Consider the following 22,366-nt stretch of genomic DNA (forward strand, 5'->3'; position numbering starts at 1 on the left):
ACTGCCTACCGTGAACACTGCCGCACCCTCTGCCCAAAGCTCTGCCGTTAGCTCCGTCAGCCCCGCCGCTCGCCCCGTCATCCTGTCCATCCAATCGCATGTGGCCTGGGGCTATGTCGGCAACTCGGCGGCGGTGTTTGCGCTGCAGCGCCTGGGTTTTGAGGTGCTGCAGGTGCATACCGTCTTGTTCAGCAACCACACGGGCTATGGGCAGTTCCGGGGCCAGATCCTGAGCGCCGAACATATCCGCGAAATCCTCGCCGGCCTGCGCGAGCGCGGCGCGCTGCACCAAGTGGGCGCCGTGCTCTCGGGTTACCTGGGCAATGCCGATACCGGCGCGGCCATTCTCGATGCCGTCAATGACATCCGCCAGGCCAACCCGCAGCTGCGCTACCTCTGCGACCCGGTGATGGGCGATGTGGGCCGGGGGCTCTTCGTGAACCCGGCCATCCCCGATTTTCTGCGCGACCAGGCCATCCCGTTTGCCAATATCATCACGCCCAACCAGTTCGAGTTCGAGTTGCTGAGCGGCACCAAGCTGACCAGCACCGAAGAGGCCGTCGCCGTCGCGCGCCAGATGCGTGGCCGGGGGCCGGACACCATTGTCATCACCAGCCTGGCCACGCCCGATATCGCTGCCGACCAACTGGGCACCTTGGCCGTCAACGGCCAGGGCGCCTGGCTGGTGACCACGCCGCGCATCGACCTGCACCCGCTGCCCAACGGCATGGGCGATGTGTTTGCCGCCACCTTGCTGGGCCGCCTGATGGATGGCCGCCCCTTGCCGGAGGCGCTGGAGCTGGCGACGGCCACCTTGTATTCGCTGGTCAAGGGCACGCTGGCAGGATCACGCGATCTGCCGCTGGTGGCAGCGCAGGCCCAGCTGATCGAGCCGGCAGCGCGCTTTGCCGCGCGCCAAGTGGCTTGAAGGCCAGGCACCGCATGTCCCATCCCTCCTCCGCTCCCCGCCTTCAGCTGCGCGCCTTTGTGTCCAGCGATTTCGAGGCCTACGCCCACTACCATCGCCAGCCTGCCGTCTACCGCTACCTGTATGCCGATGCACCGCAGGACACCGCTGTACTGCAGGCCCAGTTCGCACGTGATGCGCTGCCCCAGCGCCTGGCGCAGGAGGGCGACACCCGGCGCTTTGCCGTGGTGCGCAGCAGCGATGGCTGCCTGCTGGGCGAGACCTTGCTCAAGCTGGCCAGCGCCGCTGCGCGCCAGGCCGAAGTGGGCTATATCTTTGATCCAGCCTATGCTGGCAAAGGCTATGCCACTGAGGCGGTGGCGCTCACATTAGCGCAGGGGTTTGGCGACTTGGGCTTTCACCGTATTTTTGCGCGCCTGGATGCCGCCAACCAGGGCTCGGTAGGCGTGGTCGAGCGCCTGGGCATGCGGCGTGAGGCGCACCTGATCGAGAACGACCAGTTCAACGGCCAGTGGGGTGATGAATACATCTATGCGCTACTGGCGCGCGAGTGGCACCGCCGCCAAAGCTGACGCAGATTCTGCCTGGCAAAGCGCTGGGTTCAGCGTCTGGGGTGCAAGGCCAGCAGTGCGCGCTCACGCCCAATCAGCGCGCCCAGCACCAGCACCAGCAGGTAGACATAGAACAGATGCCCGCTGTTATGGGCAAAGAACACCTGGGTCAGGCCAAAGCCCATGTAGCACAGCGGCACCATGATGCCCAGCATGCGCAGGTAGAGGATCTGGCGGTCCATCGGTGCGCCGGGGCACTGGGCCATGCGCTTTTGCGTGGGCCAGAAGATCAGCAGCGGCACGGCATAGAAAGCCAGCAGCAGCGCCACCCCGACCAGGCCGCGCTTGGCAAACATGTCCAGCAGCTCGTTATGGGCATGGTCGTAGGGGAGGACCGAGGCACTGGCCTCGCCTGCTTGCACGCGGCGGGCCTTCTCGGCGATATAACCTTTGAGGCCCCAGCCGGTCAGCGGCTTGTCCAGCCCCATGTGCCAGGCCAGGTGCCAGTGGGCCAGGCGTTGGCCCACCGAGGTCTCTGCCGCATCGCGGTCCTGCACCTCGTAGCTCTGCACCTCGTGCACGGCGGTGTGGTAGCGCTGGGCCATCTCGTCGCCTTTGAGCGAGACCAGCCCGCCAATGCCCAGCACGGCGGCCAGCAGGCCCAGGCCCACCGGTTTGCGCAGGCCGCAGCGCCACAGCAGTACCGCGCCAATCAGCAGCACAAAGGGCAGCACGATCCAGCTGCCGCGCGTATCGGACAGGATGACGGCGAGCAAGCCGAACAGGCTGCACACCAAGCCCAAGGCGCGCTGCCAGGCCACCAGTGAGCGCCACAGCAGCAGCACGCCAAAGCAGCAGGCCAGCGCCAGCACCAGCGCAATGCCGCTGAACTGGATCGCATTGGTAAAGCCGTTGGCACGGTGGGCATCGGTCCAGCCCGTCTGGTAGACGGCAACCAGGCCCGCGCCCAGCGCACCGGCCAACATGCCCCAGCCCAGCGGCCGGACCCGGGGCGCACAGGTCTGCAAAAAACCCAGGCCGGTGATGGCCAGCGCATATTTGACGAACTGGTCGCTGCGCGAGCGCAGATGCCAGTCATCAAAGCTCATGGTCCACAACACAGCCATGGCGGCCAGCATCAGCGCCCAGGCGATCGCGCGGCGGTCCCAGCTGCGGCCCCACCACTGGCGCACAAATACGAGGCTGGCCAGCGCCAGCACGGCAGCGCCAAAGGAGTAGCCCGAGGGCAAGGTCAGCGCCACACCGGGCACCAAAAAAGCCGCCAGCTGGCTGGCCCGCATCGCGGGCGTGGGTGCAGCGGACCCCGCCGCAGCCAGGCTCATCGGCGTACGTCTCCGCTCAGATACGGGCGGTCATAGGCCAGGGCCACATAGCGGAAGAAGCTCTCGAGCGCGACAAAGACGCAGTACAAAAAGCCCGCGCCCCCACATAGGATGCCGAAATGGAAGAAGTAAAGACGCACAAACATGGCCACCGACGAGGCCAGACCGCGCAAGATACCGCCGCGCACGCCCTCTTCGGCGCGCTTGGCCGCGCCCAGCATCGCGTACTGGGTGAGTTTTTCCAGGCTGGAATGCACGGTGCTGCGCGAATGGTGCAGCAGCGGCGTGCGCATCAGGTGGCGCGTCACATTGGCGCGGCTCAGCTGCGCCTCTTCGTGCACCACGCCGGTGTATTCGCGCAGCAAACCGCGCCAGAACAGGCGCTCGACCTTGGCGGTGGAGCGCAGGTATTTGAGCTCCTTGCCGAAAGCGACCATGCGCCAGCGCACCATCCAGATCGCCTCCTCGCCCGACTGGACGATGGCTTCCAGCTCCTCGCGGAAAGCAGGAGAGATGGTTTCATCGGCATCGAGGAAGAACACATAGTCTCCCTTGGCGTGGCTGAGCAGCCGGTTGCGCTGCAAGGCAAAGCCCTGCCAGTCCTCGTAGCGAAACACCTGGGCACCGAGGCCGCAAGCTATGGCCGTGGTGCGGTCCACACTGCCACTGTCCACCACCACCACCTGGTCGGCAAACGAGGCGCTGCGCAAGCAGGCCTCGATGTTGTCTTCTTCGTTGAGGGTGAGGATGCCAATGGTCAGCGTCAGCCTGCGCGAAGCTGCAGCGCCGCCCAATGGGGAATCAGTCACTCAATGGCCGCCGTGGAAGGTTTCGCCCGCCTTGAGGCGATACACCGTACCGCAGTAGGGGCACTTGGCCTCACCGCTGTGGCCCACGTCCAGAAAGACGCGGGGGTGGCCACTCCACAATTTCATATCTGCCTTGGGGTTGGGGCAAAACACGCCGCCTTGGGCGTTCAGGTCTTTGGCCAGCAACTCAACAACTGCCTGCGTCATGGTTTTCAACTTTCCTGCGCCAGCCCTGCACCCCTGGGGCGGACTGGCTATCGATGATTCTGTGGGCACGGGCAAATGGTGGGGACCAGCCCCCAGGGGCTCCCATGCTGGGCAGTGATTTTACGTGGACGGCGCCCGACTTGGCAGAAGATGCAGACCACGCACCTCAGAATTGCGCGCCAACCCCGCCTAAAAGGCGTGCGCAAGCGCTCGGCAGGTCGCCCTTGTTACAAGTAAGCCTGCCTCAAGGCTGAGGGTTGGCGTGGCTGCCCGCCCCCTGCTGCGTGTCGCTGGGGCGCTGCAGTGTCCATTTTTGCAGGCGTCCGTGCACAAACTCGCAGGTGACGCTGGAGTCCGTGTTGTCGCGCCATACAAACACCTCGGGCTGCTCCAAAGCCTGCGACTGGCGCAGGCCCAGCGAGCGCGTCATGGCAACCACATGGACCAGCGGCACATTGGCTTTGAGCTTGGCATTGAGCATGACGGCGCTGGCCACATAGCCCAAAGGGCGCTCGGACGCGCGCTTCATGATGGTCATCAGACGGGTGAAGTGCAGCATCAGCCACAGCACAATGCCGCCACTGACGGCCAGCACGCCCATCCATTTGTAATTTTGGTAAGCAGCCCCCAGCAGCACCAACAGGCCAATGGGGATCAGTATGTTTCTCCAGTTCATGGCGCTATTGTCCACTGCCTGTGCAGATGCCCTTGTCGCCAGGGGCCAATTGTTTGCGCGCCTTGGCCCCAGGGCTCAGCGGCGGCAGGCGTACCTTTGGCCCAACACCGCCGGCCGCAGGCCCTAGCGCAACACCGCGTTGGCTGGCATGCTAGCGCGCCAAACCGTCCTATTGCCTGGTGCCCTTCCATGAGTTTTGCCATTGCCTTTGCCGCCTTCAGCAAGAGCTTTTTGCTGGTGGTCGCCACCATGCTGCCGATCCTGAACCCCGTGAGTGTCTCGGCCATCTTCCTGACGCTGACCGAAGGGGCCTCCAACGCCACCCGCCGCAGCATCGCCACCCGCATCGCCGTCAATGTGACCTTGCTGCTGATCTTTTTCATGCTGGTGGGCTCCTACCTGCTCGAGATGTTCGGCCTGTCCATCGATGTCGTCCGGCTGGGCGGCGGCCTGCTCGTCTCCGTCATTGGCTGGAACATGATCAACACCAACTCCACCGAAGGGCGCACCGAGAAGCTGGCCGAGGCCTTCACACCCGAGATGGCACGCCGCCGCGCGTTCTACCCGCTGACCTTCCCGCTCACCTATGGCCCGGGCAGCCTGGCGGCCACGATCACGATCGGCGTGAGCCTGCTCGACCGCAGCTCGCCAGGCATCACCGTGGTCAACGTCATGGGGGCGGCGGTCGGCAGCCTGGTGGTGGGCATCATCTTGCTGCTGTGCAACCGTTATGCCGACAAGCTGCTCAAACCCCTTGGCGAGACCGGCACCATTGTGTTTCTGCGCATCTCCGCGTTCATCCTGCTGTGCCTGGGCATACAGATCGCCTGGAGCGGGCTGAGCAACCTGATCAGCGATGCCATTGCCCATGGCGTCACCCAGGCTTATGAGCAGCGGCACTGAGGCATACATGGCGGTCTCGTCATTCGCCATGTCGGCCAATGCATAGGTGCCATAACACCTGCCCCAGGTGCAGCGCCACTTTTATTTTGATAGCATGCCAGGCTACTGGCTTGCCCGCTCCTGCGTCTGTGGCCCCATCCAAGACGCGAACCCCGACACCATGACCCATTGCTCATCTTCCTCTTTGTGGCGCAACGGCCTGGCGCTTGCGCTGGCTGCCGTGCTGGCAGCGCCCGCCCTGGCCCAGGCACCGTTGCTACAGGCGGCCACCCCGCTCGCAGCCGAGGCCGCCGGGCCAGCGCCCACGGCATCAGCAACGCCTGCAGCCGCCAACCAGCTCCCTGCGGCTGCCGCCGATGCTCCCCCGCCCTCGCCCGATGCCCAGCAAGCCTATATGGCCGCACGCGACAAGCTGGTGCAGATCCGCACCTTGCGCCGCCAGACCAATACGCAAAGCAGCACCGGCTCGGGCTTTTTTGTCTCCGAGGACGGCCTGCTGATCACCAACTACCACGTCGTCAGCCAGCTGGCGCTGGAGCCAGAACGCCACCGCGCGGTGCTGGTCTCGGTCAGCGGCCAGGAGGCACCGGTGCAGCTCCTGGCCATCGATGTGCTGCATGACCTGGCGCTGCTGCGCGTGGCCCCGGCCAAGGACAGCAGCGCAGGCGCAGAAGGGGCCACGGAGCGCCACTACAGCGCGCTGCCGCTGCGCCCCAGCAGCCGGCCGCTGAGCGGGGGCGAGCGCATCTTCTCGCTGGGCAACCCGCTTGATGTCGGCTTTGCGATCACCGAGGGCACCTACAACGGCCTGGTGCAGCGCAGCTTCTACCCGCGCATCTTTTTTGGCGGCACCTTGAACCCGGGCATGAGCGGTGGCCCGGCCATCGACACCCAGGGCCGTGTGGTCGGCGTCAATGTCGCCAAGCAACTGGGCGCCGAGCAGCTGAGCTTTCTGGTGCCGGTGGAGTTTGTCGAGCAGTTGCTCGCCCAGGGCCGCGAGGCCTCACCGGTCAAGGGCGCCATGCATGCCGAAGTCACGCGCCAGCTGATGGCGCACCAGAAGGACCTGGTCGACCGGGTGCTGAGCGGCAGCAGCCGCACAGAGCGCTATGGCCCCTACCGCGTGCCCGTGCCGTCCGAGACGCTGGCGCGCTGCTGGGGCGACGGCCGCGAGCGGCGCAGCGAATCGCTGTTTGATTTTGAGCGCAGCCAATGCCGCATCGACAGCGAAGTCTTCACCGGTGACGGCGATGTCGGCGGCCTGGGCATGCGCTACGAGGCCTATGACGCGCCGCGCCTGAGCCCCTGGCAGTTTGCGCACACCTATGGCGCCAGCTTTGCCAATGAGCCGATGCGCAAGCGCGGCAACCGCGTGCGCACCGGCTATGAATGCCGCGAGGATTTTGTCGCGGGCGACGCCAAGCTGCCGCTGCGCGCCGTCGTCTGCATGGCCGCCTACCGCAAGTTCAGCGGCCTCTATGACCTGACCGTGCTGGCCGTCTCGGTGGACCAGCCGCGCCAGGGCGTGCTCGGCCGCCTCAACGTCAGCGCCGTGAGTTTTGACAATGCCCAGCGCCTGGCCCGCCAGTACCTGCAAGGCTTCTCCAGCGAGGCCGCCCAATGAGCCAGCACGACTACCCCGAATTGACCGACATCGCCCCCGACCACGAAGAGGCCAGCACCCAGGCACCACCCCTGGCGCAGGAGCCCGAAGGCGCCGTGCTGGAGCTCGTTGAGCGCGGCCACCGCTTGGCCATGGCCTTGCCGGTGTTTGCCTGGCCCTGCACCATCGGCCGGGCCGCCACCAATGACCTGGTGCTGACGGACCCCAGCATTGGTCCCAGCCATGTGCGCCTGCACCAACCGCAAGCAGGCCATTACGACGTCGAGGTGCTGGACAGCACCAATGGCGTTTGGCACGGCCGGCGCCACTACCAGGCCGGTGAGCGATTTGCTTGGCAGCCCGGCCAGCGCCTGACGCTGGGCCGGGGCGTGCAGCTGAACCTGCGCAGCACCGCCCAGCCGCTGCCCGCCACCCAGCGCTGGCGCCCGTTTTCACGCGCCCAAGGGCTGCTGACGGCCATGGCCCTGGTGCTGCTGGTGCTGCTGTCAGCCTGGACCACCTGGCTGGGTGCCACCGAAACTGGGGCGCTGGCCCGCCAGTTGCCCGCCATCTTGCTGTGGATGCTGGGCGGCCTGCTGGTCTGGGCACTGGGCTGGTCGCTGATGGGCAAGCTGTTCACCGGGGTGACGGGCTTTTGGCGCCATGTCTGCATCGCCTCGGTCGGCATGGTCGCCATGGCCTTGCTCGATGTGCTGCTGTCGGTAACAGGCTTTGCGCTGTCCTGGCCGCTGCTCAGCCGCTTTGCCAGCCTGGCGTCCTTCAGCTTGATGGCTGTGGTCATCTGGCTCCACCTGCGCGCGGCCACCCTGGTGTCGGCCCGTACCTTGGCACTGGCCGTTGGCGGCCTGCTGGTGCTGGGCGTGGGCGCCAAGCTGGGCCTGCAGTGGCAGACGCAAAAGCGCCTGGGCGACAACCTGTACATGTCCACCATGCTGCCGCCTGAGTGGCGCTGGGCGCCCACCACCTCGGTGGACCAGTTCATGCAAGGCACTGACAGCATGCGCGAGCAGCTGCAAAACCGCAGCCAGCTGGAAAAGGACGACGACGAGGAAGGCGACGACAGCGGTCTCGATTGAGCAAGGGGAGCGGCGGGGCAAGCCGCAGCCCGTGACTGACAAACCGGCGGCGGCCCGCTAGCATCGAGGAACTCGACCTGATTCCCGAAGGACCAAGATGCAGTACCGCCAGCTGGGCGCCAGCCCCCTCCAAGTCTCCGCCCTGTGCCTGGGCACGATGATGTTCGCCGACCAGACCGACCTCCAGGAGGCGGCCGCCATCGTGGCCGATGCGCGCGCCCAGGGCGTCAACTTCATCGACACCGCCGATATCTACAGCAAGGGCGAATCCGAGCGCATGGTCGGCCAGCTGCTGCAAGGCCAGCGCGATGACTGGGTGCTGGCCACCAAGCTGGGCAACGCCATGGGCAGCGGGCCCAACCAAGGCTATTACTCGCGCGCCTGGATGCTGCGCGAGGTCGAGGCCAGCCTGCGCCGCCTGCAGACCGACCGCATCGACATCCTCTACCTGCACCGCGACCGCGCCGGCCTGCAGCTGCATGAGCCCCTGTATGCCCTCAAGCAGCTGATCGACAGCGGCAAGATTCTGTACTGGGGCCTGTCCAACTTTCGCGGCTGGCGCATTGTCGAAGCGGTCTACACCGCGCGCGAGATCGGCCTGCCACCGCCCGTCGTCTGCCAGCCCTACTACAACCTGCTCAACCGCATGCCCGAGACCGACATCCTGCCCGCCTGCGCGCAGTTCGGCATCGGCGTTGTGCCCTTCAGCCCCATTGCGCGGGGCGTGCTCAGCGGCAAGTACCAGCCCGGCATGGCGCCGCCCCAAGACAGCCGCGCCGGCCGCCAGGATGCCCGCATCCTGCAGACCGAGTTCCGCCCCGAATCCCTCGTGATCGCCCAGCAGGTGCAGCAGCACGCCGAGCAGCAAGGCATCAGCGCCGCGCAGTTCGCCACCGCCTGGGTGCTGGCCCACAACGCCATCAGCGCGGTCATCGCCGGCCCGCGCACCTTGAAGCAATGGCAGGACTACCAGCCGGCGCTGAACTACCAGATCACCGTGGACGACGAGCGCCTGGTCAACGGCCTGGTCAGCCCCGGCCACCCCTCGACGCCCGGGTACAACGACCCGGCGCATCTGTGGCCCCAGGGGCGGCTGGCATAAAACGCCTCTCTCTGAACGCAGTCACACCGCGCAAGCCCAAGCCAGCCCATAGGGGAGCTGCGCTGGGCCATAGAGAAAGTGCAGCACGCGCCGGCGACTGCCGCCAGTCGCTTTGGAGGAGGCATGCAGCAGCAAGGGTCGCATGACCAAGGCATCGCCTTGTGCGGCAGGGCATGTCTTTTCTCCACGGCGGTCGCGCACCTGCCTGGCACGCGTGGCATCGATGATCCCCATGGCATGCGAGCCCGGCACCACCCGCAAAGGGCCGTCATCGGGGCCGCAGTCATCCAGATGCACACGCACAGCCACCAGCTGCTCCAGCAACTGCTGCGGCGCTTGCACAAAGTGGGTCCCACCCTTGGCCGACCAGCCCGTCAACGCAGGATGCTCGACCCGGGCCTGGACGGCAATTGCCAGGTCCTGGTGCAAGGCGACCAGCCAGTTGGTATCTCTGGATTTTTCAAAATACGTGCACTGCACCGCCCTATGGCTTTGAGGAATCAATGCCGCCAAGCCCAGGGCCGTGCGCAGTTGCTTGGATAGCTGCTCGCACCACGGCAAGGACAGCAGATGGCGCGCACCTGGGCCATCGCCGGTTTGGCCCCGGGGTGCCTCCAGCGTTGCGGTGCATTCGGCAGCAGTCATCACGCCATTGACCAGCGCGAAGCCATCGCGCACGAAGGCAGCAGCGGCCATACGCTCAGTCCAGCCCCCGCACCAGCGATATCGCCTCGTCCACCCGGTCCACCGGGTGGATCGTGATGCCCTCGATCGGCTTTTTGGGCGCATTGGCTCTGGGCACCACGGCGACGCTAAAGCCCAGCTTGGCGGCTTCCTTCAGGCGTTCCTGGCCGCGCGGGGCGGGGCGCACTTCGCCGGCCAGGCCCACCTCGCCAAAGGCGATAAAGCCCTTGGGCAGTGCCTTGCCGCGCAGGCTGCTGGTGATGGAGAGCATGACAGCCAGGTCAGCGGCTGGCTCGCCAATGCGAACGCCGCCCACGGCGTTGACAAACACATCCTGGTCGGCGCAGGCCACGCCGGCATGGCGGTTGAGCACGGCCAGCAGCATCGCCAGGCGGTCGCGGTCCAGGCCCACCGACAGGCGGCGCGGGCTGGGGCCGCCGTCATCGACCAGCGCCTGGATCTCGACCAACAGCGGGCGCGAGCCTTCCAGGGTGACGAGCACGCAGCTGCCGGGCACCGGCTCGCTGTGCTGGCTCAGGAAGATGGCGCTGGGGTTGTTCACGCCCTTGAGGCCTTTTTCGGTCATCGCGAAGACGCCAATCTCGTTGACGGCGCCAAAGCGGTTCTTGATGGCGCGCACCAGGCGGAAGCTGCTGTGCGTGTCGCCTTCAAAGTACAGCACGGTATCGACCATGTGTTCGAGCACGCGCGGGCCGGCCAGTGCGCCTTCCTTGGTCACATGGCCGACCAGTACCACCGCGATGCCGGTGCTCTTGGCCATGCGCGTCAGGTGCGCCGCGCATTCGCGCACCTGGGCCACCGAGCCGGGGGCCGAACTCAGCTGGTCCGAGTACATGGTTTGGATCGAGTCGATGATGACGATGGCCGGCTGCCTGCTCTCGCAGGTGGCCAGAATCTTCTCCAGCTGGATCTCGCTCAGCACATCGACCTGGCTGTTGTCCAGCCCCAGCCGGCGCGAGCGCAGCGCCACTTGCGCGCCACTTTCCTCACCGGTCACATACAGGGCGGGCAGCCCCTGGCGCTGCAGCGCATCCACCGCCTGCAGCAGCAAGGTCGATTTGCCAATGCCCGGGTCGCCGCCGATCAGCACCACCCCGCCTTCGACAATGCCGCCGCCCAGCACCCGGTCCAGCTCGGCAATGCCGCTGGGGGTGCGAGCCACCTCGGTGGCCTCGATGGCGGCCAGCGGCGTGACGGCCTGGGCCTGGCCGGCGTAACCGGTGCGGCCGGTCTGGCTCAGGCGGTTCTTGCCGCCACCTGCCGATTCGGCGGCGCTCTCCACCAGGGTGTTCCAGGCATTGCAAGCGGGGCACTTGCCCAGCCAGCGCGGGCTGGTGCCGCCGCATTCGCTGCAGATGTAAACGGATTTTTCTTTGGCCATGGGGTGGACGTTTCGGAACAGACACCCATGGTAACGGCGAGCGCGGCGCGCGGCCGGCAAATCGATTAGCATCCCCAGGCGATACGGCAGGCGCCATGCGCTGGCGCTGCCGCCAACCCCCATCCAAGGAGCCCCATGAGCCAAGACCTGACCCTGTACTACGCCCCCGGAACCTGCGCACAGGCCGTGCTGATTGCCTTGCATGAGGCGGGCGCCGCCTTTGAGGCCCAGCGCCTGAACATGGCCGAAGGCGCGCAGCGCACGCCTGCCTACCTGGCCATCAACCCCAAGGGCCGCGTGCCCGCCTTGGTCACCCCGCAAGGCGTGCTGACCGAGACGGCCGCGCTGCTGCTGTATGTGGCGCAAACCCACCCCGACAAACAACTGGCGCCGCTGAGCGACCCGTTCCAACTCGCCCGTCTGCAGGAGTTCAACAGCTACCTGGCCTCGACCGTGCACATCAGCCATGCCCACCGCCCACGCGCTGCGCGCTGGGCCGATGACGAAGCCGCACAAAAGGCCATGCAGGCCAAGGTGCCGCAGAACATGCGCGATTCCTTTGCGCTGATCGAGCAGCACTACCTGGGCGACAAGACCTGGGTGATGGGCGAGCAGTACACGGTGGCCGATGGCTACCTGTTCACGATGGCCGGCTGGCTCAAGAGCGATGGCGTGGATATCAACGAGTTTCCGTGTGTCGCCGCCCATTACGCCCGCGTGGCAGCGCGCCCTGCGGTGCAGGCAGCGCTGGCGCAGGCCTGAGACGCTCCCAGTCTCAAGGCTGGTACTCAGCCGGATCCAGGTGCTCGGCCGGCGGCGGTGGCGGCCGCGATACCCCTGCCACCGGCTCCCAGCCTGAGCCGTTCCAGTCATGCATGGCCGCTTCGCGCTGGTAGAAGCGGGCCAGCAGCTGGGCCCCTGCGGTGCTGCAGGCCTGGCGAACAATGCCGGCGCTGTAGACCGCCTCGTAGGCCAGGGGGGGCGGCATCTTGCCCACCACCTGCACCTCGGCAGAGCGCGGCAGCTCGCTGCGCAGCAGCAGGCCCAGCTCCGCATCGCCCCGTGCCACCAGCTGGGCCACCTGCGGGCCAAACACCTTGATGCTCTTGGGCAGAGCCTGGGCAGTCAAATCCAGCTCGCGAAACAGCTTTTGCTCGATAAAGTCGCTGCCATCGGCCGACGGGTAGGCGATGCTGCGGGTGGCCTCCAGCATCTTCTTGGCGTCTTCCGTGTCCTGGAGCACCGGCACGGGGCGGCCGGCCTGCACGATGGCCATCAGCGGTGAGCGCACCACATCGTAGAGGCGCCCCGGCCGCACCAGGCCCTGGGCCTGCAACAGCTGCAACACCGCGCGCGGCGCCAGCACCAGATCGACGCAACCCGCCTGCTGCAGGTACTGGGCCAGCGCCTGCGCCACTGCAGGCGACGCGCCGTAGCCGGGCTCGGCACGGATCTGGGTGGGGATCATCAGCTGCCCGGCCAGTGCCCGGTGCACAGGCACAAAGCCCTCGGTCATCAGCAGCTGCACCGGCAGGCTGGCCTGGCCCAGCGCGGGTTCGGGATCGGGCTGCGGCGGCTCGGAGGCACAGCCCAGCAGCGCCGCAGCGGCACAGCTGAGCAAGAAGGAGCGGCGAAGAGGCATCAGGCGCATGCAGGCATTATCAGACAGCGGCGCCGTGGCCCTCTCACCCGCCCGTCAATGGGCCACATTCAGCAGACGCCAGTCGATGTAGTTGTCCGCGCGGGTCGGGATGCTGACCTTCTTGCTGGCCGCCCAAGGGGTGATCAGGTTGAACAGCGGAATATGCGAGATGGCCTTGTGCTCGTTGAGCAGCACCTTCTCGATCAGCTGGTTGCGCAGCTTCAGATCGGTCTCGGTCTTGACGCGCTCGATCATGGCATCTTGCTGCGGGTCGGAGAAGCGGCCCAGGTTGAAGTTGCCGTCGCCACTGCCGCCAGGCGAGCGCAACAGCGCCTGCAGGCTGTAGTACGCATCGAACGTGGGCACCGACCAGCCCAGCAGATACACGCTGGCTTCGTAGCGCTGGATCATCGGGAAGTAGGTCGCAAACGGGTACGTGCGCAGCTTGGCCTTGATGCCGACCTTGGCCCACTGGGCACTGATGGCCTGGCACAGCTGCTCGTCGCTCGGGTAGCGGCCGGCCGGGCAGGAGAACTCGAACTCAAAGCCATCGGGGTAGCCCGCCTGGGCCAGCAGCTTTTTGGCGCCTTCGGCATCAAAAGCCAGGCGCTTATCAGCTTGCTTGGTCCAGCCATTCACATGGTGGGCAATCAAGGTGCCGGTGGGCTGGGCCAGGCCGCGCATCACCACGCGCTGGATGGTGCCCATGTCAATCGACTGGTAAAGCGCCTGGCGCACGCGCACATCCTTGAGCGGGTTCTTGCCCTTGACGCTGGACTGGGGCAGCTCGTCGCGGAACTGGTCCATGCCCAGGAACAGGGTGCGGTCAGCCGCGGATTCGAGCACCTGCAGGTTGGGCGCCTGCTTGATGCGCTGCAGGTCGTTCATGCTCGGGTCGATGATGAAATCCACCTCGCCCGACAGCAGCGCGGCCGTGCGCGTGGCGTCCGATTTGATCGGCGTGTAGACCGCCTGCGTGATGTTGCTGGGGTACTGGGTCTTGCCCCACCACTGCGGGTTGCGCTTGAGCACCAGGCGCGAATCCTGCGACCAGCTGTCGAGCACATAGGGGCCGGTGCCCAGCGCATGGCGGTGGGCATAGTTCTCGTCCTTGGCCTTGATGTCCTTGGGCACCTCGGACTGGTGCTGCACCGCCCAGGGCTTGCTCATGATGCGCAGCTCGGTCAGTTGGTTGACCAGCACCGGGTTGGGCACGTCCGAGAAGATATCCAAGGTGGTGGCATTGACCACCTCGATGCGGTCGATGCCCTGGGTGTAGACCACAAAGCCGGAGCTCTTGGCCTTGGCGCGCTCGAGCGAGAACTTCACGTCCTCGGGCGTCAGCGGCGAGCCATCGCTGAAGGTCACGCCTTCGCGCAAGGTGATGCGCAGCTGCTTGGGGTTGATGCGCTCCCACTTGGTCGCCAGCGAGGGCTCGGGCTTTTGCGTCTGGCTGTTGTACTCGACCAGCGCTTCGTAGACGGCGCGGTGCACCGAGTTGTTGACCCCAACATTTTGCGCATGGATATCCCAGGACGACAGATCGGCCGAGCGGGTCCAGCGGAAGTTCGATGCCTGGGCAGAAAATGCCATGCCGGCCACTGCGCCGGCGATGGCCAGGGTGCAGACGCTGCGCGCCCAGCCGTTGCGGCCTTGCAGATAAGTGGTGGGTTGCATCACAGATTCCTTCATTCCATGCAAAAAATCAAAACGCCGCACTATGGCAGTGCAGCCCGGCCGCGCCAACGATTTATTCGTTGTATCGATATGGGCCTGGTGCTGCGCATTTTCTGCTAGCGGTGGGCGGGCAGGCCAGTGTAACGGCCCCGCCAAAAACCAGATGCAGCCTAGGCCGAGGCACGCCAGGCCAGCGCAACTGCGCCCGCAGCACTGTCCAGATCCCAGAGCGCGATGCCGGCATTCCAGCCCTTTTGCCGGTGATCGGCTTCGGCCAGTGCCAGCCCGGCGCATTTGAGTTGGGCTTCCAGCCGCGCCCATTGCCGGGCAAAGCCGCGCTGCCAATCCATGCGCTGCAAGCCGGTCAGTGTGGCGGCCGCATCAGGCTCCAGGTACAGCGCAGCCACCGCCGGCCAGCCAGCGGCATCGATATCGGTCTGCGCATCCCCGGGCGGGCCCTGCACATCAATACCGACAGTGCCGCCTTGCGTGCAAGCCCACACCGCCAGCGCATCGGCATAGCTGATGGACAGTTGCCACCCTGGCAGCACCTGCCCGTTGCGCAGCAGCTGCGGCGCCTGGCCGGCCCGGCGCTGCACGGCCAGTTGCGCTGGCTCGCAGCCCAGCTGTGGCGCCAAGGTCTCGCCAATGGCCAGGTAGACGGCCTCGCGCATGGTCTCGCGCGGCAGCGCGCCTGATGGCGCTGCGCCCGCCATCACCACCGCCTGGGCCTGCACCCGGCCCTGCAGTGCTGGCGGCAAGGCCAGCGGCTGCCTGGTCCAGTTCAATGCTAAGCCCGCCATGGCGCGGCCGGCGCGCCCTGCCAGCGGGTGCCGGCGGGCAGGCGCTCGCCCTTCATCACCAGGGTCATTGGGCCCAGCTGCACGCCATCGCCCAGCTCGGCGCTGTAGAGCACGGTGCAGCGCGCGCCCACCGTGACCCGCGCGCCAATCACCACGTCATCGACCTTCATCACCCGGTCTTCAAACAAATGGGTTTGCGGGCAAGACAGCGCATTGAGCTCGCTGTGCGCGCCAATGGTCACGCAGTCATGCTCGGTGATGTCGGTGGTGTCTAGGTAGGCGCTGCTGGCAATCTTGCTACCCAGCAGGTTCATCGCCAGATTGAGCCAGGGCGTGCCGCGCAGGTAGCGCAGAAAATTGGGCACGGCAATGCCTTCGTACATGCTGGTCGTCGCCTCAGACAGCCAGACGAACGGCGTCCACATCGGCGCGGCCTTTTTGCGGTAGCGCCCCACCAGCAGCCACTTGAACAGCGCCACCGCCCAGAAGGCGCCCAGGCCAAAGACCATGCCAGCGACGGCCAGATCCAGCACCACCGCGCCCCAGCGGCCCGCTGCTGCCAACGGCATGGCGTCCAGCACAATCGCATAACCGGCGGCAATCACCAGCGCATGGGGCGCGCCAATGCGGAAGGCCTCGACCAGGCCCCGGCCCAGCACGCGGCGGCGTGACGGGGCAAAGGTCAGGTGGTCGGGGTAGCCCTGCACGACTTCGCGCGCCGGCAGGTTGATGGCCGGCGAGCCAATCCAGGTCTGGCCCGCCTGCATGTCGGCATTGCGCGGCACGGCCGACATCACACCGATCAGCACCCCTTCGGGGATGGTCGAGCCATCGGGCACATAGGCACCATTGCCGATAAAGCTGCGGCGCGAGACCACCGTGGGCTGCACCGTCATATAGCCGCCGTCGATGCGCTCGTCGCCCAGCATCACCGCATCGGCCACAAAGCACTCGTCGCCCAGGGTCAGCATATCGGGCACCACGCCCAGCGCGGTCGACAGCTCGGTGCGCTTGCCCACCTTGGCGCCCAGCATGCGGTACCAACTGGCCGAAAACACCGTCGCATAGATGCCGTGCAAGGTCGCCAGGCTCCCCTCCTGGATCTGGTTGGTGAGCCACTTGCCCAGGTAGCGGCCGCTGTGCACCGACCAGGTGCCCGGCTGCAGCCGGGGCAGGAACAGGTAGCGGATCAAGGCGGCCACCAGCATGGTGCAGACCACCAGCACCAGGCTGGCAGGCAGCGCCAGCACAAAGAACTTGAAAAAGCGCAGGATAAAGGCACCCAGCGCATCGACCGTGCCGTCTTCGAGCAAAGGCCGCACCGAGATCGCGTCCACATCCAGCCAATCGATCAGCAAAAACGCCGGGAACACCGGCATGAAGAACAGGGTCGCGATGCTCAGGCCACCCACCGCATAGACCAGCATCTCCCAGGCGCGCCAGGCGGCGCTGGGCCGCACGCGCTCGGGCATGCAGCTGGTGTCAAAGTCCGAGACGGGCTGGGCCGGCGAGCCGGTCCAGACGCTGCGCGCGGGCTGCACCTGGCCGTCGCTCAGGCTCGACTGCCCTTCCAGATGGGCCCAGTCGCCCAGGCGGGTATTGCCCTCCAGCACCACATAGGAGCCAATGCAGGCATCGGCACCGATATCGACCGTGCCCAGCAGCAGCCAGCCGCCTTCGACCCGGGCATTCTCCAGGCTCACCACATTGCCCACGCTCGCTCCGGCGCCAATGCGCAGCAGATCGGGGGCGCGCACCGTCATCGAGCCCAGCAGCACATCGTTGCCGATCTTGGCACCCAGCGCGCGCAGCCACAGCGGAAACAGCGACGAGCCGGTGATCATGCCCACCGGCACCGCCTCCACCAGCCGGTCGGCCAGCCACCAGCGGAAATAGGTCAGGCCCCAGAGCGGGTAGCGCCCCGGCTTGAGGCGGCCGGCAATCAGCCACTTGCCGGCCCAGGCCACGACAAACTCCAGCACCGTGGCCAGCGCAAAGGCGAGCACCGACACTGCAATGGCCACGGCCACCGAATCGTTCTCGTCACCGGTAAAGAAGTGGTAGGTGAAGAACGGCGCCAGCCATTGCGCCATCTTGACCAGCACCAGCAAAGGAATCGCCACCGCCTGCGCAGCGCCACAGCGCCAGCGGCGCAGCGCCGAATGCTCGCGGAAAGCGCGCGGCGCCGCAGCCGGCGCATCGTCCGCCACCATGCTGGCCTGCAGCGCCTGGGCAATCGCGCCCACGCGGCGCTGCTGGTAGATGGTGCTGACGGTGGCCTGCGCAAAACGCGCATCGGCGCGCAGCACCGAGGTCAGGCGCGCGGCAAACAGCGAGTGGCCGCCCAGGTCGCTGAAGAAATCGAGCGAGCGGCGGATGGGCTGGCCCGGGAACATCTGCGCCAGCGCGGCAAACAGCAGCGCCTCGGCCGGGGTCTCGGCGGTGTCCGAATCACCGCTGTCCACCGCGGCACTGAGCGCGGCGGCACGCAGCGCCTTGCGGTCGATCTTGCCCGAGGTCAGGCGCGGCATCAGCGCCAGCGCCTCAAAGCGGGCCGGCACCATATAGGGCGGCAGGCGCTCGGCCAGCGCGCTGCGTAGCGCAGCATGGCTGGGGGGCGTATCCAGCGGCACATAAAAGGCCACCAGCTGGTCGATGCCGTCATCCTTGCGCAGCAGCACCGCCGTGGTGCCCACACCGGGTTGCTGGGCCAGCACGGCCTCGATCTCGCCCAGCTCGACGCGAAAGCCACGGATCTTCACCTGGTCATCGGCCCGGCCCAGGCACTGCATCTGGCCTTTTTCATCGATGCGCGCCAGGTCGCCGGTGCGGTAGAGGCGCGTGTCATGCGGCCCTGCCGGCCAGGGGTTGTCCAAGAACTTCTCGGCCGTCAGCTCGGGCCGGCCCAGGTAGCCGGCGGCCACGCCGGGGCCGGTAATGCACAGCTCGCCCACCTCACCGGCCGGCAGCCCCACCAAGCGGGGCGCGGTGCCGGCGGGAAAGCTGTCCGCCTCGATCACCTGCACGACCACCATGCTGTAGTTGGGCAGCGGCGTGCCGATGGTGACGGGCTCGCCCGCCTGCAGCTCGGCCAGGCTCGCCGATACGGTGGCCTCGGTCGGCCCATAGGTGTTGAACAGCTGGCGCGGCGCGCCGGTGCCCGAGCGCGCCCAGCGATCGACCAGCGCTTCGGGGCACATCTCGCCACCCAGGTTGATGATGCGCAGGCTGGGCACATCCTGCGCAAACAGCGCCAGCAACGTGGGCACGGCATGCAGCACGGTGACCTGCTGCTCCAGCAAGGCCTGCGGTAGCGCCTCGGGGTCGCCGGCAATCTCGCGCGGCGCAATCCACAAGGTGGCGCCCACCAGGTAGCTGATCCAGATCTCCTCGAACGACATGTCAAAGGCCACCGAGAAGCCCTGGTAGACCTTGTCACCCAGGCGCACGCCCAGGCGCGCATTCTCGCTGCGCAAAAAGTGGCAGATGCTGCCCTGGTTGATGGCGATGCCCTTGGGCTTGCCGGTCGAGCCGCTGGTGTAGATCACATAGGCCGGATCGCCGGGCTGGGCATTGCTGCGCCGGCGCAGCGGGGTGCCAGCGGGCAGCTCGGCCAGCAGGTCCAGATCGGTCAGCAGCGGGCACAGCACCTGGGCATCGCGCAGGCCCTGCTGGGGCGTGGCAGCGGCCATCAGCAGCGCCTTGGCACTGGCGTCTTCGAGGCAGGTCGCAATGCGCTCGGGCGGTGTCTCGCTGTCAAAGGGCAGCCAGGCGGCGCCCGTCTTGGCAATGGCCAGCTGCAGGCTGAGCAGCGCGATGCCGCGCGGCAGCCACAGGCCCACCATATCGCCCGGGCCGATGCCCGCCTCCATCAGCCGGTGTGCCGCACGGCTGGCGTCGGCATCGAGCTGGGCATAGGTCAGCTGCCGCGCGCCGGCCATCAGCGCCACCTGCTCGGGGTGGGCATAGGCGGTGGCCTCGAACACATCGGCCAGCACCTCGTGGCGCAACAGATCGGGGCGCTCGGGCCCCCGCAAAACAACAGTCTCAGACATGGCAGCAATACCCGGCAGCTGCAGAAGGCGCAGGCGCACCGCCTTTCTGCACAAAACGCCCCAGAATGGGGCATTCGCGCATTATGCGGCGGCGCCAACGCCCGCCAGGCCGGGATCACCCCTGGCAAGGCCTGCCTGAGGGCTGGGCGCAACGCTTTGCGCCCGGCTTAAGCCCCGCCTAATCTGCGGCGGCGGGTTGCGCAGCGGCGCTCGGCAACACCGCATCGGCCGACCAGCCCCCGCCCAGCGCGCGGTACAGCGCAATCTGGTTGTCCAGCCGGCTTTGGCGCAGGTTCACCAGCTCGGTCTCGGCCTGGAACAGGTTGCGCTGGGCATCGATCTGCTCCAAGTAGGACGCATAGCCCGCCTCGTAGCGGTCCTTGGCATAACCCAGGGTCTGGGCCAGCACGGCGCGGCGGCGCTCGGCGGCCTGCTCCTGCTCGGCCAGGCGCTGCACGCCCACCAGCGCGTTTTCCACATCGCCCAGGGCCGACAGCACCGCGCCCCGGTAGGCGTAGGCGGCCTGGTCGCGCTGGGCCGTGGCGCTGTCGTACTGCGCGTCGAGCCGGCCGCCATCCAACAGCGGCGCCAGCGCGCTCGCGCCCAGGCTCCAGACATTGATGGGGTTGTATTGCAGCGCATTGACAAACAGCCGCCCCGCGCTGGCGCTGAGGTTGACCTGGGGCAGATAGGCGGCGCGGCTGGCGCGCAGGCTGGCATCGCTGGCGGCCAGGTTCAGCTCGGCCTGCACCAGGTCCGGCCGGCGCCGCAGCAGGGACGAGGGCAGCGCAGCGGGCACCACCGGCATCTGCAGCCGGGCAAAGCCCTGGCCGTCGGCCGCAGCGGTATCGCGCACGGCGGGCACGTCACCGGCCAGCAATTGCAACGCGTTGTACTGGCGCGCAATGGCCAGCTCCAGCGGCGGGATCTGGCCCTGGATGGCCTCGTACTCGGCCTGCGCCTGCGTCACCTGCAGGCGCGAGATATAGCCCACCGATTCCTGGTCCCGCGCCAATTGCAGCGCGGTGCTGCGGGTCTGCAGGGTCTGGCGCGTCTGGGCCAGCTGCGCCTCGCGGCCCAGCAGATCGACATAGGCCTGGGCCGTGGTGGCCGCCACCGTCAGCGCCACCGCATCGCGGTCGGCCTGGCTGGCGCGGTACTGCAGATCGGCTGCGGTACTTCGGTCACCCAGGCGGCCCCAGAGATCGGGCTCCCAGCTGGCCTGCAGTTGGGGCTGGACGGAGCGGCTGGTGGTGATGCCCGAGGTGGTCAAGGTGTGGGTGGCGCCCACATTGGCGCCCAGCGACAGGCTGGGTTGCAGCGCGGCATCGGCCGCCGCCAGCTGGGCGCGGGCTGCGGCCACTCGGGTGCCGGCCACCTGCAGGTTGGCATTGCGCGCCAGCGCCGCCTGCACATAGCCGTTGAGCTTTTCATCGCCAAAGGCCTGCCACCAGGCGGTGGGCACCGCCGCTTGCGGCCCGCTGGTGGCAGCAGCCTCGGTCTGCGCCCAGGTGCTGGGCACGGTGACGGCCGCATCGGTGGGCGCCTGGCGCAGTGCCGGCGCACAACCGGCCAGCAGCAGGGCCATGCCCAGGACCGTCAGCGTGGTGGCGGCCGAGCCTTGCAAAAACCGGCTGCGGGTCATGGCCGGTCTCCTTGCGCTGCGGCCTTGGCTGCGCGCGTGTCCACATGCACTTCGACGGACATGCCCGGGCGCAGGCGGGCGGCGAGCGGCTGGTTCGGGTCGATCGCAATGCGGATCGGCAGCCGCTGCACGATCTTGATGAAGTTGCCCGATGCGTTGTCGGCCTTGATGACGCTGAACTCCGAGCCGGTGGCCGGTGCCATCTGCTCGATACGGCCAGTCAGCTCGGCGCCTTCGAGCGCATCGACATAGAAGCTCGCCGCCTGGCCCTGCTGCATGTGGGCGATCTGGGTTTCCTTGAAGTTGGCCACCACCCACAGCTGCTCGGGCACCAGGAACAGCAGCTGCGTGCCCGAGGCCACATACTGGCCCAGGCGCACCGAGGCCTCGCTGATCTGGCCATCGCGCGGCGCACGCACCACGGTGTTGTCCAGGTCGATCTGGGCCAGGCCCAGCTGGGCTTGGGCGGCCTTCACCTGCGCTTCCAGGCTGGCGCGTGCCACCTGGGTGGATTTGATGCTCTGCTCGCCAATGCGGATATCGGCCTGCGCCTTTTGTACATTGGCCTTGGCCAGCTGACTGGTAGCACGCGACTGGTCGCGCTCGCGCAGCGACACCGAGCCGCGCGCGGCCAGGTCCTCGACCCGCTGCAGATCGGCTGCCGCGCGGCGCGCTTCGGCGTCCACCGCCGACAGGCTGGCCTGGCGCGCACCCAGGTTGGCCCGGTTTTGCGCCTGGGTCTGGTCCGAGTTGGCCAGCTGCGCGCGGGCATTGTCGAGCTGCGCCTGGGCCTGGGCCACTTTTTCGGCATAGATGCGGTCATCGATGCGCAGCAGCACATCACCGCGCTTGACATGGGCATAGTCCTGCACGTTCACTTCCGTCACATAGCCGCTGACCTGGGGCGCCAGCACGGTGATCTGGCCGCGCACATAGGCGTTGTCGGTGCGCATCACGTCGGAGGCAAAGGGCGGCAGCTTCCAGGCCCAGAGCACCAGCAGCACGCCGGCCAATGCGACGACCGCCATGGTCAGCACCGCGCGGCGGCTGGGCCGGATCAGCTTGGCCGTCGGCGATGCTGTGGGTGCGGGGGTGGCTGCCGTAGCAGCGGCTGCCGACGCTTGGGCAGCCGATGCGGCGGCCGCAGCCGCCGTGGCTTGGGGGGCAGCGGGCTGCGCTGCGGGAGCGGGGGCCGCTTGGGGGGTGGGTTTTTCAGTATCAGCCATTGTTGTTGCTTTG

The 22,366-nt window shown here is 67.2% G+C and carries 19 protein-coding genes; 7 read left to right on the plus strand and 12 right to left on the minus strand.

Annotated features, from left to right (window positions below; genetic code table 11):
* The first annotated feature begins 10 nt into the window (after window positions 1-10).
* On the plus strand, window positions 11-928 hold the full coding sequence (gene pdxY, locus N4T19_RS15310) for a pyridoxal kinase PdxY (RefSeq protein WP_260718458.1): 918 nt from the start codon (window positions 11-13) through the stop codon (window positions 926-928).
* 14 nt (window positions 929-942) lie between these two features.
* A complete protein-coding gene (locus N4T19_RS15315) occupies window positions 943-1,500 on the plus strand; it encodes a GNAT family N-acetyltransferase (RefSeq protein ID WP_260718459.1) in 558 nt (185 codons plus the stop codon).
* A gap of 29 nt (window positions 1,501-1,529) precedes the next feature.
* Here N4T19_RS15315 and N4T19_RS15320 read toward each other — a convergent pair whose 3' ends face one another.
* From N4T19_RS15320 to N4T19_RS15335, 4 genes are all read right to left on the minus strand, one after another.
* Window positions 1,530-2,822: an O-antigen ligase family protein gene (locus N4T19_RS15320; protein ID WP_260718460.1), complete on the minus strand. Its 1,293-nt coding sequence runs from the start codon at window positions 2,820-2,822 to the stop codon at window positions 1,530-1,532.
* Window positions 2,819-3,631, minus strand: a complete 813-nt coding sequence (locus tag N4T19_RS15325; protein ID WP_232539476.1) for a glycosyltransferase family 2 protein — start codon at window positions 3,629-3,631, stop codon at window positions 2,819-2,821. The genes N4T19_RS15320 and N4T19_RS15325 overlap by 4 nt, the downstream gene beginning before the upstream one ends.
* Complete coding sequence (locus N4T19_RS15330; protein ID WP_021028650.1) at window positions 3,632-3,838, minus strand: zinc-finger domain-containing protein; 207 nt, start codon at window positions 3,836-3,838, stop codon at window positions 3,632-3,634.
* 244 nt (window positions 3,839-4,082) lie between these two features.
* Window positions 4,083-4,514, minus strand: a complete 432-nt coding sequence (locus tag N4T19_RS15335) for a glycerate kinase (protein ID WP_116926741.1) — start codon at window positions 4,512-4,514, stop codon at window positions 4,083-4,085.
* A 189-nt stretch (window positions 4,515-4,703) separates the two neighbouring features.
* On the opposite strand from N4T19_RS15335, the gene N4T19_RS15340 reads away from it, so the two are divergent.
* The 4 genes from N4T19_RS15340 (at window position 4,704) to N4T19_RS15355 (ending at window position 9,219) form a co-directional block, all read left to right on the plus strand.
* The gene (locus N4T19_RS15340) at window positions 4,704-5,417 is read left to right on the plus strand and encodes a MarC family protein (RefSeq protein WP_116926740.1); all 714 of its coding nucleotides are present in this window, start codon (window positions 4,704-4,706) and stop codon (window positions 5,415-5,417) included.
* Window positions 5,418-5,577: 160 nt separating this feature from the next.
* On the plus strand, window positions 5,578-7,041 hold the full coding sequence (locus N4T19_RS15345) for a S1C family serine protease (RefSeq protein ID WP_116926850.1): 1,464 nt from the start codon (window positions 5,578-5,580) through the stop codon (window positions 7,039-7,041).
* The gene (locus N4T19_RS15350) at window positions 7,038-8,117 is read left to right on the plus strand and encodes an FHA domain-containing protein (RefSeq protein WP_116926739.1); all 1,080 of its coding nucleotides are present in this window, start codon (window positions 7,038-7,040) and stop codon (window positions 8,115-8,117) included. The genes N4T19_RS15345 and N4T19_RS15350 overlap by 4 nt, the downstream gene beginning before the upstream one ends.
* Window positions 8,118-8,214: 97 nt before the next feature.
* Window positions 8,215-9,219 carry an aldo/keto reductase gene (locus N4T19_RS15355; RefSeq protein ID WP_260718461.1) on the plus strand — a complete coding sequence of 335 codons (1,005 nt, stop codon included), beginning with the start codon at window positions 8,215-8,217 and terminating at the stop codon, window positions 9,217-9,219.
* A 21-nt stretch (window positions 9,220-9,240) separates the two neighbouring features.
* Here N4T19_RS15355 and N4T19_RS15360 read toward each other — a convergent pair whose 3' ends face one another.
* Together N4T19_RS15360 and radA are read right to left on the minus strand one after the other, a co-directional pair.
* Window positions 9,241-9,915, minus strand: coding sequence for a phytanoyl-CoA dioxygenase family protein (locus N4T19_RS15360; protein WP_260718462.1), 675 nt, complete (start codon window positions 9,913-9,915; stop codon window positions 9,241-9,243).
* 4 nt (window positions 9,916-9,919) lie between these two features.
* Window positions 9,920-11,305: a DNA repair protein RadA gene (radA, locus tag N4T19_RS15365; RefSeq protein WP_116926736.1), complete on the minus strand. Its 1,386-nt coding sequence runs from the start codon at window positions 11,303-11,305 to the stop codon at window positions 9,920-9,922.
* A 135-nt stretch (window positions 11,306-11,440) separates the two neighbouring features.
* On the opposite strand from radA, the gene N4T19_RS15370 reads away from it, so the two are divergent.
* A complete protein-coding gene (locus N4T19_RS15370) occupies window positions 11,441-12,067 on the plus strand; it encodes a glutathione S-transferase family protein (protein WP_260718463.1) in 627 nt (208 codons plus the stop codon).
* Window positions 12,068-12,080: 13 nt separating this feature from the next.
* Here the strand turns inward: N4T19_RS15370 and N4T19_RS15375 are convergent, their stop codons facing one another.
* The 6 genes from N4T19_RS15375 to N4T19_RS15400 all read right to left on the minus strand — a co-directional run bounded on the left by N4T19_RS15375 (window position 12,081) and on the right by N4T19_RS15400 (window position 22,353).
* The gene (locus N4T19_RS15375; RefSeq protein ID WP_260718464.1) at window positions 12,081-12,947 is read right to left on the minus strand and encodes a substrate-binding domain-containing protein; all 867 of its coding nucleotides are present in this window, start codon (window positions 12,945-12,947) and stop codon (window positions 12,081-12,083) included.
* Window positions 12,948-13,001: 54 nt separating this feature from the next.
* Window positions 13,002-14,624, minus strand: a complete 1,623-nt coding sequence (locus tag N4T19_RS15380; RefSeq protein ID WP_182344099.1) for an ABC transporter substrate-binding protein — start codon at window positions 14,622-14,624, stop codon at window positions 13,002-13,004.
* Window positions 14,625-14,794: 170 nt separating this feature from the next.
* Complete coding sequence (locus N4T19_RS15385; protein WP_260718465.1) at window positions 14,795-15,412, minus strand: 4'-phosphopantetheinyl transferase family protein; 618 nt, start codon at window positions 15,410-15,412, stop codon at window positions 14,795-14,797.
* Between the two features lie 2 nt (window positions 15,413-15,414).
* Window positions 15,415-19,482 carry a Pls/PosA family non-ribosomal peptide synthetase gene (locus tag N4T19_RS15390; RefSeq protein WP_260718466.1) on the minus strand — a complete coding sequence of 1,356 codons (4,068 nt, stop codon included), beginning with the start codon at window positions 19,480-19,482 and terminating at the stop codon, window positions 15,415-15,417.
* Between the two features lie 178 nt (window positions 19,483-19,660).
* On the minus strand, window positions 19,661-21,127 hold the full coding sequence (locus N4T19_RS15395; RefSeq protein ID WP_116926732.1) for an efflux transporter outer membrane subunit: 1,467 nt from the start codon (window positions 21,125-21,127) through the stop codon (window positions 19,661-19,663).
* A complete protein-coding gene (locus N4T19_RS15400) occupies window positions 21,124-22,353 on the minus strand; it encodes an HlyD family secretion protein (protein WP_116926731.1) in 1,230 nt (409 codons plus the stop codon). The genes N4T19_RS15395 and N4T19_RS15400 overlap by 4 nt, the downstream gene beginning before the upstream one ends.
* Between the last annotated feature and the right edge of the window lie 13 nt (window positions 22,354-22,366).

Source organism: Comamonas squillarum, assembly GCF_025309455.1.
Taxonomy (GTDB): domain Bacteria; phylum Pseudomonadota; class Gammaproteobacteria; order Burkholderiales; family Burkholderiaceae_C; genus Comamonas; species Comamonas squillarum.